General features: G+C 59.5%; 14 protein-coding genes and 2 tRNA genes. 11 read left to right on the forward strand and 5 right to left on the reverse strand.

The features are described 5' to 3' along the window. Positions 1–5: 5 nt before the first annotated feature. Both OKC28_RS05870 and pdxR read right to left on the reverse strand, forming a co-directional pair. The gene (locus OKC28_RS05870) at positions 6–884 is read right to left on the reverse strand and encodes a hypothetical protein (RefSeq protein WP_021139436.1); all 879 of its coding nucleotides are present in this window, start codon (positions 882–884) and stop codon (positions 6–8) included. A 109-nt stretch (positions 885–993) separates the two neighbouring features. Next, positions 994–2421 (reverse strand): MocR-like pyridoxine biosynthesis transcription factor PdxR, encoded by a 1428-nt coding sequence (gene pdxR, locus OKC28_RS05875; protein ID WP_270688118.1) that lies wholly within the window; start codon positions 2419–2421, stop codon positions 994–996. Positions 2422–2552: 131 nt separating this feature from the next. Here pdxR and OKC28_RS05880 point away from each other — a divergent pair, with 131 nt between their 5' ends. The 3 genes from OKC28_RS05880 (at position 2553) to OKC28_RS05890 (ending at position 4294) form a co-directional block, all read left to right on the forward strand. Beyond that, entirely contained in the window at positions 2553–3041 is a 489-nt protein-coding gene (locus OKC28_RS05880) for an OsmC family protein (RefSeq protein WP_219593033.1), read from the forward strand. An 85-nt stretch (positions 3042–3126) separates the two neighbouring features. Beyond that, positions 3127–3564 carry a rhodanese-like domain-containing protein gene (locus tag OKC28_RS05885; RefSeq protein ID WP_270688120.1) on the forward strand — a complete coding sequence of 146 codons (438 nt, stop codon included), beginning with the start codon at positions 3127–3129 and terminating at the stop codon, positions 3562–3564. After that, positions 3554–4294, forward strand: a complete 741-nt coding sequence (locus tag OKC28_RS05890) for a GNAT family N-acetyltransferase (protein WP_270688122.1) — start codon at positions 3554–3556, stop codon at positions 4292–4294. Before OKC28_RS05885 ends, OKC28_RS05890 begins: the two co-directional genes overlap by 11 nt. A 40-nt stretch (positions 4295–4334) precedes the next feature. Here the strand turns inward: OKC28_RS05890 and ybaK are convergent, their stop codons facing one another. The 3 genes from ybaK to OKC28_RS05905 form a co-directional block, all read right to left on the reverse strand. Beyond that, positions 4335–4808 (reverse strand): Cys-tRNA(Pro) deacylase, encoded by a 474-nt coding sequence (gene ybaK / locus OKC28_RS05895; RefSeq protein ID WP_021139431.1) that lies wholly within the window; start codon positions 4806–4808, stop codon positions 4335–4337. Between the two features lie 225 nt (positions 4809–5033). Continuing rightward, positions 5034–5885, reverse strand: coding sequence for a universal stress protein (locus OKC28_RS05900; protein WP_270688126.1), 852 nt, complete (start codon positions 5883–5885; stop codon positions 5034–5036). 19 nt (positions 5886–5904) lie between these two features. Further along, positions 5905–7395 carry a SulP family inorganic anion transporter gene (locus tag OKC28_RS05905; RefSeq protein ID WP_270688129.1) on the reverse strand — a complete coding sequence of 497 codons (1491 nt, stop codon included), beginning with the start codon at positions 7393–7395 and terminating at the stop codon, positions 5905–5907. Between the two features lie 597 nt (positions 7396–7992). Here OKC28_RS05905 and pncC point away from each other — a divergent pair. The 8 genes from pncC (at position 7993) to OKC28_RS05945 (ending at position 15147) form a co-directional block, all read left to right on the forward strand. After that, on the forward strand, positions 7993–8484 hold the full coding sequence (gene pncC, locus OKC28_RS05910; protein WP_265420652.1) for a nicotinamide-nucleotide amidase: 492 nt from the start codon (positions 7993–7995) through the stop codon (positions 8482–8484). An 80-nt stretch (positions 8485–8564) separates the two neighbouring features. Next, positions 8565–9626: a recombinase RecA gene (gene recA, locus OKC28_RS05915; protein ID WP_021139427.1), complete on the forward strand. Its 1062-nt coding sequence runs from the start codon at positions 8565–8567 to the stop codon at positions 9624–9626. A 35-nt stretch (positions 9627–9661) separates the two neighbouring features. Continuing rightward, entirely contained in the window at positions 9662–10171 is a 510-nt protein-coding gene (locus OKC28_RS05920; RefSeq protein ID WP_059114186.1) for a regulatory protein RecX, read from the forward strand. 419 nt (positions 10172–10590) lie between these two features. Continuing rightward, complete coding sequence (gene alaS / locus OKC28_RS05925) at positions 10591–13215, forward strand: alanine--tRNA ligase (RefSeq protein ID WP_021139425.1); 2625 nt, start codon at positions 10591–10593, stop codon at positions 13213–13215. A 16-nt stretch (positions 13216–13231) separates the two neighbouring features. Then, complete coding sequence (locus OKC28_RS05930) at positions 13232–14479, forward strand: aspartate kinase (RefSeq protein WP_270688134.1); 1248 nt, start codon at positions 13232–13234, stop codon at positions 14477–14479. A 93-nt stretch (positions 14480–14572) separates the two neighbouring features. Further along, positions 14573–14761, forward strand: a complete 189-nt coding sequence (gene csrA / locus OKC28_RS05935) for a carbon storage regulator CsrA (RefSeq protein WP_005315760.1) — start codon at positions 14573–14575, stop codon at positions 14759–14761. A gap of 213 nt (positions 14762–14974) precedes the next feature. Then, positions 14975–15067 (forward strand) — tRNA-Ser (locus OKC28_RS05940). 3 nt (positions 15068–15070) lie between these two features. Beyond that, positions 15071–15147: transfer RNA gene (locus OKC28_RS05945), tRNA-Arg, on the forward strand. Position 15148: the final 1 nt, after the last annotated feature.

Consider the following 15148-nt stretch of genomic DNA (forward strand, 5'->3'; position numbering starts at 1 on the left):
CGTGCTCAGTCTTTGCCGAAGCGATCCGTCATGGGGTTGTAGAAGTAGGGGAGATAGTCGAAGTTGATCCCCTCGAGGAAGGGGTTTTCCAGTCGCAGCATGCGCCGCTGCTTGAGCCCGGCAAAGGCGATGGCGGGGCCGAAGCTGTGGCGCCACAGCGCTTGCAGGGATCCGTCCTGCCATGCCCGGTGCAGGCCGACCTCTACCCGTTTCAGGGCATCACCATTTGCCATGTTGGTGTAAAAGAGCCGAGGTAGCGGGTAGTAGAGCAGCAGATGGTCGTCTACCAGCAGGTTCGCAACGTCCTTGTGGGTAAGCTGTTCGCTGCGCAATTCGCTCGCGCCGCGGCACAAGAGATCGAAACGGCCACGAGCCACCATTTTGAACAGCATCTCGTAACTCACCACCTCCACGACCTTGAGACCGGCATGGCGCAGTATCTCCACATCCAGCCAGCCTTTGCCCTGGCCAAAGGTGAAACGGCGCAACCCGTCCAGATCGGTTACCCCAGCCATGGCAGCCTGCTGCCGGGGGCTGACGAAGCAGATGCGGTAGCTGACGATGCCCAGATGAATGGGAAAGCGGACATAGGCCAGCCCCTTCCCATTTCGCCTGCTGCTGTAACTGTCCATGACGAACAGGTTGGTAAAGCTGTTGAATTGCAGGCTGAGGCGCGCTCTGTCCTTGGTCATGATGGGGGCGGGCACCAGCTCATAGTCACCAAACATGTCGCGGGTTTTGTCGAGCGCCAGCCTTAGCAGCTCTCTGTCATAGGTCATGCGGGGATCCCGTTCGCTCTCCGGGCTGATGTAGGTGAAACGGGTGGCTGCCATCAGAATGGAAGGGAGGAAAAGGCAGAGGGTCAGAAACAGGAGTCTATACATCTCGGCTAGGCTCAACGACTATCTTGCATCCATTATAGTTCGCTGTTTTCGGGTCTTGCCCGGTCGCAGGCCACGCATCTGCTCGGCGAAGAGTGCCTTCACACCGCCATCAGGACGACTTCATCAAGTTTCCCAACTGGCGACATAGCTGGCGCAGTGTCTGGTTGTCGAGAGCGCCAAAGCCGAGCAGCCAGCCCTCCAGATTTGGCTCGCCGAGGTAGAACTGTCCGAGTGGACGAAGACCTATGCCCCGGGCATTGGCGGGGTTGGTCCAGCGGGTCTCGCCGCCAGCGGGCAACAGCACGGCGCATTGCAGCCCGGCGCCGCTGTGGATGGGGGTGAGCTGTGGACAGTGGCTGGCCAGCTCGGCCAGCAACAGATCTCGCCGACTCTGGTAGATGAGGCGGCTCTGGCGCAGGTGGGCCGCAAAATGACCGGCGCGGATGAAGTCCGCCGTGACCGCCTGCTGCAACTGGTTGCTGTGGCCATCAAAGGCCGCCCTGGCCTGGCAGAAGGCACTCATCAGCGGCCTTGGCAGTACCAGATAGGCGAGTCGCAACGAACCGAACAGCACCTTGCTGAAGGTCCCCACATAGATGACTCGCCCCTGGTTATCCAGCCCCTGCAAGGCGGGCAGCGGGCGCTGATCGTACTGATATTCCCCATCGTAATCGTCCTCCAGGATCCAGGCGCCGTGACGCTCGGCTTCCCTCAGCAACGCCATTCGGCGGGCGAGGCTCATGGGCACGCCCAAGGGGTACTGGTGGGCCGGTGTGGTGTAGATGAGGCGCGGCGCCGGGTGTTGCCCCAGCGGGTTGAGCCCCTCCCCATCCACTGGTACGGGGTGGACCCTGGCACCGGCGCTCTCCATGGCGGTACGGGCCCCGGGGTAGCCGGGATCCTCTACCCAGACGGTGTCACCGGCATCGATGAGCAGCTGGGTCGCCAGCAGTATCCCCTGCTGGGAACTGGTGAGGATCAGGATTTGATCCGGTTCGCACACCACGCCGCGGGACTGCACCAGATAGCTGCTGATGGCGGCCCGCAGCTCAGGCAAGCCTTGCGGGTCGCCATAGTTCATCCAGCGTTCGCCTTGCTGACGCCACTGCTGCTGCATCAGCCGACCCCAGAGCGCATGTGGGAAAAGGCGGGAGTCCGGCTGACTGGACGCAAACGAGGTGCCGACTTGTGGTGTGTCATGACAGGCGCCGCCTGCTGCCATCTCCTGACCACGGCGGGAGAGTCCGGCCGCCGACTGGGGCGGACGTGGCGCCGGGCACACCGCTGCCAGGGCGACGAAGCTGCCGGCCCCCACCTTGCGCACCAGATAACCTTCCGCCTCCAGCCGACCATAAGCCAGCTCTACCGTGCTGCGGGAGACCCCCAGATCCCCTGCCAGCATACGGCTGGCGGGCAGCCGGCTGTGCTGGGGCAGATGGCCGGCCAGGATGGCACAGCGCAGGGTGCGCACCAGCTGCTCGTGCAGCGGCAGCTCGCTGGCTTGCTGAGTGGCAAACAGGGTTGGCAGGGCGGGCATGGCTATCTCCGGCGCTTGGCATAATTGGTCTGCCCATATTGGCAAAATTGGTCGGCGTGGCAAGGCCATTATCCCGTTACATTGGTGTGCAAGGAACATGATCAACCACATTGGCAACGAAAGGAGTCTGCATGTCGGAATACAGCGCCATCATCAGCTGGGAGCGAGGCGCCAGCGAGCGCTTCCTCGATCAGCGTTACAGCCGGGCCCATCAATGGGAATTCGACGGCGGCGTCAGGGTGGCCGCTTCTTCATCCCCCCAGGTCGTGCCCTTGCCCTGGTCGGTGGCTGAGCACGTCGATCCGGAGGAGGCCTTTGTGGCCGCCCTCTCCAGCTGCCACATGCTGACCTTTCTCTGGCTGGTGGCCAAGCAAGGCTATCTGGTGGACCGCTATCGGGATCAGGCGATTGGCGTCATGGAGGCGGATGAACGGGGGCGTCAGTCGATTACCCGGGTGACCCTGCGCCCGCAGGTATTGTTTGGCGGCGCACGCCAGCCGACCCTGGCCGAGCTGGAGCAACTGCACCACCAGGCCCACGAGGAGTGCTTCATCGCCAACTCGGTCAGGACCACAGTGATCACCCAAATCGTACTGTGGCCACGGGAGGCTTCGCTATGAGCCATGTATTGGGCTCCGGCCTCATCAGCCAGGTCAACACCATCGCCACCACCCGGATCCGGGTTTAGCCACAAGGAGCTTCACCATGAGTCATGTATTGAGTACGGGTCTTGCCAGCCCGGTGGATGCCAGCGCCTTCTTCGAGGCCCAGCTGAGATTTCGCACCGACCCGGCGGATCTGGCCGCCGATCTGCTGGGAAAAGAAGAGCGCATCGTCGTCATCGACACTCGATCCGCGCAGCATTACCGGCTGGGGCATATTCCAGGGGCCGTCTCTTTCCCCCATGGCTCCATGAATCCGACGACGACGGCCACCCTTGCGCAGGACAAGGTTTATGTCTGCTACTGCGATGGCATAGGCTGCAACGGCTCGACTCAAGGGGCCTACAAACTGGCGGCGCTGGGTTTTCAGGTCAAGGAGCTGATAGGTGGCCTGCACTGGTGGCGTCAGGACGGCTTTGCCGTCGCCCTCGGTGAAGATGCGGGCGTTTTGCTGGAAGGGGGAATGACCTGTGGCTGCTGATCATCATCTGAACGAGTTCGGCCAAGCGGTTGGCGTCCCCTTGCCCGACTGGCACGGGGCCGAGTTTCCTCCCCATCAGCCACTGTCAGGCTGGGGCTGCCGGCTGGAGCCGCTGGATCCCGAGCGCCACGGACCCGCTCTCTGGCAGGCGTTCGGCACCGACGGTGGGGCCATGTGGACCTATCTCACCAGTGGTCCCTTCGCCGATGAGGCGGCCATGCAGGCCTGGCTGCAACAGTGCGTCGCCAAGGCTGATCCCCAGTTCTACACCATAGTGGACGCAAAAACGGACGCCGACAGCGGCAAGGCGCTGGGGCTCGCCAGCTACCTGCGCATCGATCCCCTGGCTGGCAGCATTGAGGTGGGTTGGCTGCACTTCTCGCCGGCATTGCAACAGTCGCGGCTGGCGACGGCGGCCATGGCGCTGATGATGGCCAACGCCTTTGCCCTCGGCTACCGGCGCTATGAGTGGAAGTGCAATGCCCTCAACAAGCCATCCTGGCGGGCGGCGCTGCGGCTTGGTTTCAGTTATGAGGGGACATTTCGCCAGAACAGGGTAGACAAGGGCCGCAGTCGGGATACCGCCTGGTTCTCGGTGATCGACAGCGAGTGGCCCGCCCTGCAGGCGTGTTTCGCGCGCTGGTTGGCAGAGGAGAACTTCGATGAGGCTGGCAGGCAGCGGCTGCGGTTATCCGATCTGACCACCGCTTGTCATGGGAAAACCGAGTGACATGGAGAGGCTCAGGGTCGGCCTGGGCCTCTCTTTTTGACTAGTCCCCCTGGTGTTCACCAATCGGGGCCGCAATCCATTTCATCAGCGTCAGCATATCTTGCGGCGCCACCCCGACCGAGAGGCCGCGTTTGCCGCCGCTTACCAGGATCTCGTCAAACGCCATGGCGGAGTCATCGAGCACGGTTGGCAACAACTTCTTCTGGGCCAGCGGGCTGATGCCCCCCACCTTGTAACCGGTCAGCTTCTCGGCCTCCGCCGGTGTCATCATCTCCACCTTTTTCAAACCCGTGGCCTTGGCCAGCTGTTTGAGACTGCACATGCCGGATGAAGGCACTATGGCCACCACTGCCTGCTTGTCATGATGGGCGATCAGGGTCTTGAACACCTGGGCTTCCGGCAGGCCAAGCCGGGTCGCGGCGTGCTTGCCGAAATCGTCGTGAGCGTCGCACTCATAGGGGTAGAGCTTGTGGGGTATCTTGAGCTTTTTCAGCAGGTTGATGGCAGGAGTCATGGTGGTTGCCTTGAGTCAAAACAAGGCCAAACAGTCTGCTCTCGCGAGTCAATGGATGCAAGTCACCGCTGGCCTGTTCTGATGAGTGCCGAGGTTTCGTCAGAAGAGAAAGGTGTTGAGCTTGACGCCCACAGCGATCCGGTTTCCCGTGTGCAATGAGCACAAGATAGCGCCATAAAAAAGGGGAACCGCAGTTCCCCTCATCATGAGTTGCCAATAACAGCGTTATCGCAGCAGCAGAACGGATGCCTGCGTGGTTTTCACTATGCCAGTGGTGGTACTGCCCACGATGAATTGCCTGATCCGTGAATGACCGTAAGCCCCCATGACGATAAGGTTGATCCCCATCTCGGTGGCATACTGACAAATCCCGGAGACAACCTCTCCCTGAAGCAGTTTGGCTTCGACCCTGATGCCGCCACTCTTCAATACCTGTTTGGCCTGCGCCAGCTGACGCTCGTGCTCGTCACTCGGCTCGGCGACCATCACCAGGTCACATTCAAGTCCTTTGAGCAGGGGACTGCTTGCGATCAACTCCAGCACCTTTTTGGCGGTCGGGCTGGCGTCATAGGCAAACAGGAAGCGGTCTGGTGCCTCAAATCCCGGCTGCACCACCATGATGGGATTGGCCAGGGTGCGGAGGACGTTCTCGATATGGCTGCCAATCAGGTCGTGATCATGGGAGTGGGTCGTCCCTCTCTTGCCCATGATCATCATGCGCATCCCGGGTGACAGCGCCTGGGCCGCCTCCACCAGTTGCCCGTGGCGTTGCAGGGTATCGACCTCTGTCATCCCCAAGCCAGTCAGGTACGCCTGGCCGCTCTTGAGCAGCATGCGTCCCTGTTCATGGGCGAGGCGGCTGCGTTGATGATCCAGCTCGGCGAGCTCCTTGAGCAGATGCTCACGGCTGCCCAGGCCAATGTTGCCGGAGAGATCGGCCTGCCCTTCAAACTCGTTCTTTTCCAGCACATGCAGCAGGGTGACAGGCAATTCGGTCGTGGCGCTGGCCCATGCCGCTGCGTCGCACACCGCTGTCATGGCATTGGAGCCATCGATACAGGCAAAAATTCGTGTCATGGTAAATCCCTTCTTGTTATCAGTGGCCAGCCAGCAGCTTTTCAACTTCTTCGGGTTTGTCGTGCACACCGAAGCGGTCGACTATGGTGGCGCTCGCTTCGTTCAGGCCTATGAGTTCCACGTCGGTTCCTTCACGACGGAACTTGATGACCACCTTGTCCAGCGCAGTGACGGAGGTGATGTCCCAGAAATGGGCATGGGTCAGATCTATCACCACCTTGTCCAGCACTTCCTTGAAATCGAAACCGGCAAAGAATTGCTCGGCACTGGCGAAGAAAACCTGGCCCCGCACCTGATAGGTGCGCACCTCGCCACTGCGCTTACTGTCACTCTTGACCAGCATGAAGCGAGCGACCTTGTTGGCGAAGAACAGGGACGCCAGCAGCACACCGACAAACACCCCGAGTGCCAGGTTATGGGTAGCCACGACTACGGCCACTGTCGCGACCATCACTATATTGGTGGAGAGCGGGTGCTTTTTGAGATTGCGAACCGACTCCCAAGAGAAGGTACCGATAGAGACCATGATCATCACGGCCACCAGTGCCGCCATGGGGATCTGGCGGATCCACTCATCCATGAACACCACCATCAGGATCAGCAGGGTGCCTGCGAAAAATGTGGAGAGACGGCCGCGGCCACCGGATTTGATGTTGATGATCGACTGGCCAATCATGGCGCACCCCGCCATGCCGCCCATCAGACCAGCGCCTATGTTGGCGATCCCCTGGCCCTTGCACTCGCGATTGCGATCGCTCTGGGTATCGGTCAGGTCATCGACAATGGCCGCCGTCATCATGGATTCGAGCAGACCAACGACTGCCAGCGCCGCAGAATAGGGGAATATGATGGCCAGCGTCTCGAAGTTGAGGGGGACTTCTGGCCACAGGAAGATGGGCAGGGTATCCGGCAGCTCGCCCATGTCACCCACGGTGCGGATATCGATACCCATTGTGATGGCGACTGCCGTCAGGATGACGATGCAGAGCAGCGGGGAGGGAACCAGCTTGCCCACCACGGGAATGAGTGGAAACAGATAGATGATGCCAAGCCCGGCTGCCGTCATGGCATAGACCTGCCAGGTGACGTTGGTCAGCTCCGGCAACTGGGCCATGAAGATGAGGATCGCCAGCGCATTGACGAAGCCGGTGACAACGGAGCGGGAGACAAACCGCATCAGGCTGCCCAGCTTCAGGTAACCCGCCGCTATCTGGAAGAGGCCGGTCAGCAAGGTGGCGGCCAGCAGATATTGCAGACCATGATCTTTGACCAGGGTCACCATCAGCAGCGCCATGGCACCGGTGGCGGCGGAGATCATGCCAGGGCGGCCACCGACGAAGGCGATGACGACAGCGATACAGAAGGAGGCATAAAGGCCGACCTTGGGATCAACGCCGGCGATGATGGAGAAGGCGATGGCCTCCGGGATCAGCGCCAGCGCCACCACTGTACCGGCCAGCAGGTCGCCACGGATGTTGGAGAACCACTCTTGTCTTGCACGTTCTAGCATTCGGGATTTTCTCGCTTGTTATGTGTCCATAGCCGCACGCATCCACCAACCTGAAGTCAGATGGAGTGAGGGCATGAACAGATAGTTTTGTTGGTATTCAAGGGGTAAACAAAAGCGCTCCGGTTGTGATAACCAGAGTCTGGCGGCAGCAGCCGCTAAGGGGGGGGGTTAAGGCGGCGTTACAGTCACGCCAGAGCATAAATTAATCATGGAGGCGGCATGTTAACAGCCATTGCATCCACAGGAAAGTGTGGTTGGCATCACGATAGCACTGTGTGTTTGTTGTGATAGCGGTGCCGATCACGTTGAGCCTGGCTAGCTGTATTGATTTCAACCAGTTGATATATAGTCGAAAACTGTTTTATTGGCTCCGTCGCCGTATGATGGCGGCAGATATTTCAATCACCCTGATCTATGCCTGCCGTGACTCAGGCTTTCCCCCCGTTTTCCCGCCCATTGGCGCAATGATGAGCTCTGAACGAATGACATCAGGCTGCCAGTATGTCTGTGCTTAGACGGGCAAGGCGGGCTGCTGCGGTTGCGGGGGATGGCGGCAGGATCGCATAATGAGCCTCCTCAACGAGCTAGGGAGCCGGGATGAAACTGGACGCAGAGATAGAGCACCTCGCTACCGAACTGGGCAAGGCCCTGGGCCAGCGAGGCTGGCTGGCGGCTACCGCCGAATCCTGTACCGGCGGCGGGGTGGCCACGGCCATCACCGACATTGCCGGCAGCTCTGGCTGGTTCGATCGCGGCTTCGTCACCTATACCAACCAGGCCAAGCAGCAGATGCTGGGGGTGAGTGACGAGAGTCTGCAGCAGCACGGGGCCGTAAGCGAGGCTGTGGTGCTGGAGATGGCCCGTGGCGCGTTGGCCCACTCGTCGGCCGCCATCAGCGTGGCCATCAGTGGTATCGCAGGCCCGGGTGGTGCAACCGAAGACAAACCTGTCGGTACCGTCTGGTTCGCCTGGGTGGAACAGGGTGGCCGCCATCACTCCCTGCTAGCCCGTTTCGACGGTGACCGGCGTCAGGTACGCCAGCAGGCAGTCAGACAGGCCTTGTCCGGACTCTTGGCCCTGCTCAGATAAATTGGGCTTGATACTGTATGAATAGACAGTATACTTAGCCCAACTTCACTTATTACTCACGATTTCCAGCGGAGATTGGCATGGATCAGAACAAACAGAAGGCACTGGCGGCTGCGCTGGGTCAGATTGAAAAGCAGTTCGGCAAAGGCTCCATCATGCGTCTGGGCGACAGCAAGACCATGGATATCGAAGCCATCTCTACCGGTTCCCTCTCCCTGGACGTGGCGCTGGGTATCGGCGGTCTGCCGTGCGGCCGTATCGTCGAGATCTATGGCCCGGAATCTTCCGGTAAAACCACCCTCACCCTGCAGGTGATTGCGGAAGCCCAGAAGAAAGGCAAGGTCTGTGCCTTTATCGATGCGGAGCACGCCCTCGACCCCATCTATGCAGCCAAGCTGGGCGTCAATGTCGATGACCTGCTGATCTCCCAGCCAGATACCGGTGAGCAGGCGCTGGAAATCTGCGACATGCTGGTGCGTTCCAACGCCGTTGACGTCATCATCGTCGACTCGGTGGCCGCTCTGACGCCGAAAGCAGAAATCGAAGGCGAGATGGGTGATTCCCACGTCGGCCTGCAGGCTCGTCTGATGTCCCAGGCGCTGCGCAAGCTGACCGCCAACATCAAGAACGCCAACTGCCTCTGTATCTTCATCAACCAAATCCGGATGAAGATTGGTGTCATGTTCGGCAGCCCGGAAACCACTACCGGTGGTAACGCGCTCAAGTTCTACGCCTCAGTGCGTCTGGACATCCGTCGCATCGGCGCCATCAAGGAAGGTGACGAAGTGGTCGGTAACGAGACCCGCGTCAAGGTGGTCAAGAACAAGGTTGCCCCTCCCTTCAAGCAGGCTGAATTCCAGATTTTCTATGGTGTCGGTATCTCCAAGGAAGGTGAGCTGGTGGATCTCGGCGTCAAGCACAAGCTGATCGACAAGGCCGGTGCCTGGTACAGCTACAACGGCGAGAAGATAGGTCAGGGCAAGGCCAACGTGATGAAGCTGTTCACCGAGAACAAGGTGATGGCGGCAGAGGTGGAAGCCAGACTGCGTGAGTTGCTGCTCTCCGGTGATGCGCCGGCCGAGAAGCCTGTCGTGGCGGATGCCGACGAGCTCGAAGCCGAAAGCGAACAAGAGTTCGAATAACAGTGAGGCCGGGCTAACCCCCGGCCTTGTCATTTATGACTGATACACCTAACTGCGAACCCACTGAACCCTCCTTCGAAGAGCAGTTTGCTGCCGCCCGCGCTTTTGCCATGCGCAGTCTGGCTCGCCGCGAGAGCGCCGAGTCTGAACTGGCCAACCGGCTGCGCCAGCAGGGCTTCAACGAAGATGTCGCCTGCGCTGTCGTCGACTACTGCCGAGGGTATAACTGGGTCAATGACGAGCGCTATGGCGCCATGGCGGTGCGATCTGGTGCTGCCAAGGGTCATGGTCCCATCAAGATCCGCTTTGAGCTGCGCCGCAAGGGGCTGGACGATGGCCAGATAGAGGCCGCGTTTGAGCAGCCTGAACTGGACTGGTTCGAGCTGGCTCTGGCCCTGCTTGAGCGACGAGCCAGAGCCAGCGATCTGGGAGACTTCAAATTGCGGATGAAGTGGCTCAAGTATCTGCTGGGACGCGGGTTTAATCAGGATCAGGCCCGTTATGCCATCGCGACCATGATGGAGAGCGAAACTCAAGACGGTTGATCTGGAAGCGGCATGCCATCAGCCGTGCTAACTGTGCCATTATCCCGATACAGGGCAGGCTACTGGCCTTGTTCCTGTCTTGTTCCGGGTGACCGCCAGTCAGCCCATGAAGCCACAGGTCGCGTCACATCAAGTCACCAAGACACCAAGCGGTGCACAGTTCGAATGGCAGGCCCACGTCCGCGTATTGAGGGTAAGTTCCTTTTTTCTGTAGGCTCACCGACCCGTTTTGCCACGAATATTCCCCCGCGTGTGGCCGTATTTTCTCTGCAAAAACGGCTTGTCTGCCTCCATTACCTGCCAACACACATTTATGCGCACTTTTTCACCCGTGACCGGCCGGCACGTTTTACTTTACTCCGCAGAAAACTTACATTAATGCGGTTAAAAGTCCGTATTCGAATCAAGCAGGATTTTCCATGTATATGTCCACGTCAGAGATACGCGCTGCGTTTCTCGAGTATTTCCGCTCCCAGGGGCACCAGGTTGTCTCTTCCAGCTCGCTGGTACCGCATAACGACCCGACCCTGTTGTTTACCAACGCAGGCATGAACCAGTTCAAGGATGTGTTCCTTGGTGCAGACAAGCGTGCCTACAATCGGGCAACCACTTCCCAGCGTTGCGTGCGTGCCGGTGGTAAACACAATGACCTGGAAAACGTCGGCTATACCGCTCGTCACCACACCTTCTTCGAAATGCTGGGCAACTTCAGCTTCGGTGACTACTTCAAGCAGGACGCCATCCGTTTTGCCTGGGAATTCCTGACCGGTACTCTCCAGCTGCCCAAAGAGCGCTTGCTGGTAACCGTGTATGAAACGGACGATGAAGCCTTCAACATCTGGGCAAACGAAGTGGGTGTGCCGGTCGAGCGCATAGTGCGCATCGGTGACAACAAGGGGGCAGCCTTTGCTTCCGATAACTTCTGGCAGATGGGTGATACAGGTCCGTGTGGCCCCTGCACCGAGATCTTCTATGACCACGGCGATCACATCTGGGGCGGCCCTCCCGGTTCACCGGAAGAAGATGGCGACCGTTTCATCGAGATCTGGAACGTGGTGTTCATGCAGTTCAACCGTCAGGCTGACGGCACCATGGAACCACTGCCCCGTCCGTCCGTGGATACCGGCATGGGTCTGGAGCGTATCTCCGCCATCATGCAGGGCGTGCACTCCAACTACGAGATCGACATCTTCCAGGCGCTGATCAAGAAAGCGGCCGAGATCGTCGGTACTACCGATCTCAGCAATCAGTCCCTGCGCGTCATCGCCGACCACATCCGCTCCTGCGCCTTCCTGATCGCTGACGGCGTCATGCCGTCCAACGAAGGTCGTGGCTATGTGCTGCGCCGCATTATCCGTCGCGCCGTGCGTCACGGTCGCAAGCTGGGTGCCACCGACGTCTTCTTCTACAAGCTGGCTGCCGAACTGGCGGTGCAGATGAAAGACGTGGGCGCCGAGCTGATCGCCCAGCTGCCGCTGGTCGAGCGCGTGCTGCGCATCGAGGAAGAGCAGTTCGTCCGTACGCTGGATCGCGGCCTGCTGCTGCTGGAAGACGTGCTGGCCAATCTGGGTGATGCCAAGGTCATTCCTGGCGAGGTGGTGTTCAAGCTGTATGACACCTACGGCTTCCCGGCTGACCTGACCGCCGACGTGGTGCGTGAGCGCGAGATCGGCATCGACGAAGAGGGCTTCAATGCCGAGATGGAGAAGCAGCGTGCCCGCGCGAAAGAGGCCTCCAGCTTCGGTGTGAACTACAACGAGGTGCTCAAGCTCGACTTCGAGACCCCGTTTACCGGTTACAAGCAGCTGAGCCAGAAAACCAGCGTCGTCGGCATCTACAAGGATGGCGTCGAAGTGAATGGCCTCATCGCCGGTGAAGAAGCCGTAGTGGTACTGGCCGAGACTCCCTTCTACGCCGAGTCCGGTGGTCAGGTGGGTGATTGCGGTGTGCTCAAGGTAGATGACGGCATCTTCGCCGTGACCGATACCCAGAAAGCGGGCAAGGCCATCATCCACAAGGGTTATCTGGAGCTGGGTACCCTGGAGAAAGGCGCCCTGGTCGAAGCCGTGGTCGATGGCGAGCGTCGTCAGGCTGTGGCCCTGAACCACTCTGTGACTCACCTGCTGCACGCAGCCCTGCGCCAGGCGCTGGGGGATCACGTGACTCAGAAAGGGTCTCTGGTGGGGGCTGAGCGCATGCGCTTCGATTTCTCCCACTTCGAAGGACTGACCATGGCGACTATTCGTCGGGTCGAGGAGCTGGTCAATGCCCAGATCCGTGCCAACCACGACATCGCTACCCAGGTAATGGATCTGGAAGCGGCCAAGTCGGCCGGTGCCATGGCGCTGTTTGGTGAAAAATATGAAGACGACGTACGCGTAGTGCGCATGGGCGACTACTCCACCGAGCTGTGCGGCGGTACTCACGCCAAGCGTACCGGTGACATAGGCTTCTTCAAGATCATCGCCGAGAGCGGCATTGCCGCCGGTGTGCGTCGCATCGAAGCCGTGACCGGCAAGGGCGCCATCGATTTCATGCACCAGATGGGTGAGCAGATCGAAGAGGCAGCGGCTCTGGTGAAGGGGGATCAGTTCTCCATCGCCGATAAAGTGCGCCAGATACTGGACAAGTCCAAGATGATGGAGCGCGAGCTGGAGCAGCTCAAGGCCAAGCTGGCCGCCCAGGCTGGTAGCGACCTGTTGAGCCAGGTGATCGAGATAAACGGTCAGAAGGTGCTGATAGCGGCGCTGGAAGGGGCCGATCCCAAGTCACTGCGTGGCATGCTGGATGAGCTGAAAAACCGGATGAAGTCCGGTGTCGTGCTGTTGGCGACCAGCAGCGATGACAAGGTCAACCTGATCGCCGGCGTGACCAGCGATTTGACCGGCAAGGTCAAGGCCGGTGAGCTGGTCAATCTGGTGGCCCAGCAGGTGGGTGGCAAGGGTGGTGGTCGTCCTGATATGGCTCAGGCGGGTGGCACTCAGCCAGAAGCTGTGCCTGCGGCACTGCAATCCGTTCACTCCTGGCTGGAAGAGCGCCTGTAAAAGGGCGAGGTGATCTGTGGCACTCTATGTACAGAAGTACGGCGGCACCTCGGTCGGCACGCTGGAGCGGATCGAGGCGGTGGCTGAGCGGGTTCAACTGACCCGCGCCCAGGGACACGACGTGGTGGTGGTTGTCTCTGCCATGTCGGGGGAAACCAACCGGTTGCTGGGTATGGCTCAGCGGCTGGATCCTGATGCCAACCGGCGCGAGATGGATGTGCTCGTCTCCACCGGTGAGCAGGTCACCATAGCGCTGCTGGCGATCGCGTTGAACAAACGCGGTTGTTCGGCGGTCTCTATGACCGGCGATCAGGTACGCATTCATACCGACTCCGCCTATGGCAAGGCACGTATCAGCCACATCGACACCGAACAGGTTCAGGCTGAACTGGGGGCGGGCAAGGTGGTGGTGATCGCCGGTTTCCAGGGCCGTGATGAGCACAATGCCATCACGACCCTGGGGCGCGGTGGGTCGGATACCACGGCAGTGGCGGTAGCCGCGGCCATCAAGGCCGATGAATGCCAGATCTTTACCGATGTGGATGGGGTCTATACCACGGATCCGCGCATCGAGCCCAAGGCCCGTCGTCTTTCCACCATCACCTTCGAGGAGATGCTGGAGATGGCGAGCCTGGGGGCCAAGGTGCTGCAGATCCGTTCGGTGGAGTTCGCGGGCAAGTACCGCGTACCACTACGGGTGCTGTCGAGCTTTGTCGATGGAGAGGGAACCTTAATCACATATGGAGGTGAGAGGATGGAAGCTCCCCTGGTATCCGGGATAGCCTTCAATCGCAACGAGGCCAGTCTGACCATTCTGGGTGTGCCGGACAGGCCCACCGTTGCGGCGCAGATCCTGAATCCGATCAGCGACGCCAACATAGATGTCGACATGATAGTGCAGAACACGCTGGGGGATGGCACAGCCGACTTCACTTTTACGGTGAATCGCGATGACTATCGCCGGGCGCGCGCCTTGCTGGAGGAGACCGCCAGCGAACTGGGGGCCGTCTGCGTGCAGGGCAACGGCGAGATAGCCAAGGTGTCCATTGTCGGTGTCGGCATGTGGAACCACCCCGGTGTCGCCCGCACCATGTTCAAGGTATTGGGCGAGGAGGGGATCAACATGCAGTTGATTTCCACCTCTGAAATCAAAATATCCGTGGTGATTGACGAGAAGTACCTGGAGCTGGCCGTGCGCGCCTTGCACGCCGCTTTCGGGCTGGATAATGAGCCTCATGAGCAGCCCTTGGGGAACAATCCCTGATTGATTTAGTTTCAACCATTTACCATATCGGTATCTTTGTAAGATAATGTCGCATATCGATATAAATACAAAACAGGATACAGGAGCAAGCGAATGCTTATTTTGACTCGTCGTGTAGGGGAAACCCTGATGATTGGTGACGAAGTGACTGTCACCGTACTGGGCGTTAAAGGCAATCAGGTTCGTATCGGTGTTAACGCACCGAAAGAGGTCTCCGTACACCGTGAAGAGATCTACATGCGGATACAGGCCGAGAAAGTGCCGGGCCAACCGAATTTCTAAGCCGCGTTGATAGCTGCTTTAAGGCGACACTGGTTGTGTCGCCTTTTGTTTTTTTACGTGTCTGAAATGGCCCTGCAAGGCACTAAACTGCGGGGTAAGTGCCGATATTGTTTGAATATTCCACGCTTTGTCCAAATGCTGAGCGAACACGCTTTTTTCTCCAAAAAAGTGTTTGACTAAAAATCCCTGTGAAGTATTATCAGCCCCGCAAACGGAGAGGTGGCCGAGAGGCTGAAGGCGCTCCCCTGCTAAGGGAGTATGCGGCTTATACCCGCATCGGGGGTTCGAATCCCCCCTTCTCCGCCATTTGCGCCCGTAGCTCAGCTGGATAGAGTACCTGGCTACGAACCAGGTGGTCGGAGGTTCGAATCCTCCCGGGCGCACCAT

The sequence above is a fragment of the Aeromonas sp. D3 genome, from assembly GCF_027705025.1.
Lineage (GTDB): Bacteria > Pseudomonadota > Gammaproteobacteria > Enterobacterales > Aeromonadaceae > Aeromonas > Aeromonas salmonicida.

What these genes read in the sequence shown, in the direction of transcription:
- OKC28_RS05870 (WP_021139436.1), bottom strand. Translation starts at nt 884, where the DNA reads ATGTATAGACTCCTGTTTCTGACCCTCTGCCTTTTCCTCCCTTCCATT.
- pdxR (WP_270688118.1), bottom strand. Translation starts at nt 2,421, where the DNA reads ATGCCCGCCCTGCCAACCCTGTTTGCCACTCAGCAAGCCAGCGAGCTG.
- OKC28_RS05880 (WP_219593033.1), top strand. Translation starts at nt 2,553, where the DNA reads ATGTCGGAATACAGCGCCATCATCAGCTGGGAGCGAGGCGCCAGCGAG.
- OKC28_RS05885 (WP_270688120.1), top strand. Translation starts at nt 3,127, where the DNA reads ATGAGTCATGTATTGAGTACGGGTCTTGCCAGCCCGGTGGATGCCAGC.
- ybaK (WP_021139431.1), bottom strand. Translation starts at nt 4,808, where the DNA reads ATGACTCCTGCCATCAACCTGCTGAAAAAGCTCAAGATACCCCACAAG.
- OKC28_RS05900 (WP_270688126.1), bottom strand. Translation starts at nt 5,885, where the DNA reads ATGACACGAATTTTTGCCTGTATCGATGGCTCCAATGCCATGACAGCG.
- OKC28_RS05905 (WP_270688129.1), bottom strand. Translation starts at nt 7,395, where the DNA reads ATGCTAGAACGTGCAAGACAAGAGTGGTTCTCCAACATCCGTGGCGAC.
- pncC (WP_265420652.1), top strand. Translation starts at nt 7,993, where the DNA reads ATGAAACTGGACGCAGAGATAGAGCACCTCGCTACCGAACTGGGCAAG.
- recA (WP_021139427.1), top strand. Translation starts at nt 8,565, where the DNA reads ATGGATCAGAACAAACAGAAGGCACTGGCGGCTGCGCTGGGTCAGATT.
- OKC28_RS05920 (WP_059114186.1), top strand. Translation starts at nt 9,662, where the DNA reads ATGACTGATACACCTAACTGCGAACCCACTGAACCCTCCTTCGAAGAG.
- alaS (WP_021139425.1), top strand. Translation starts at nt 10,591, where the DNA reads ATGTATATGTCCACGTCAGAGATACGCGCTGCGTTTCTCGAGTATTTC.
- csrA (WP_005315760.1), top strand. Translation starts at nt 14,573, where the DNA reads ATGCTTATTTTGACTCGTCGTGTAGGGGAAACCCTGATGATTGGTGAC.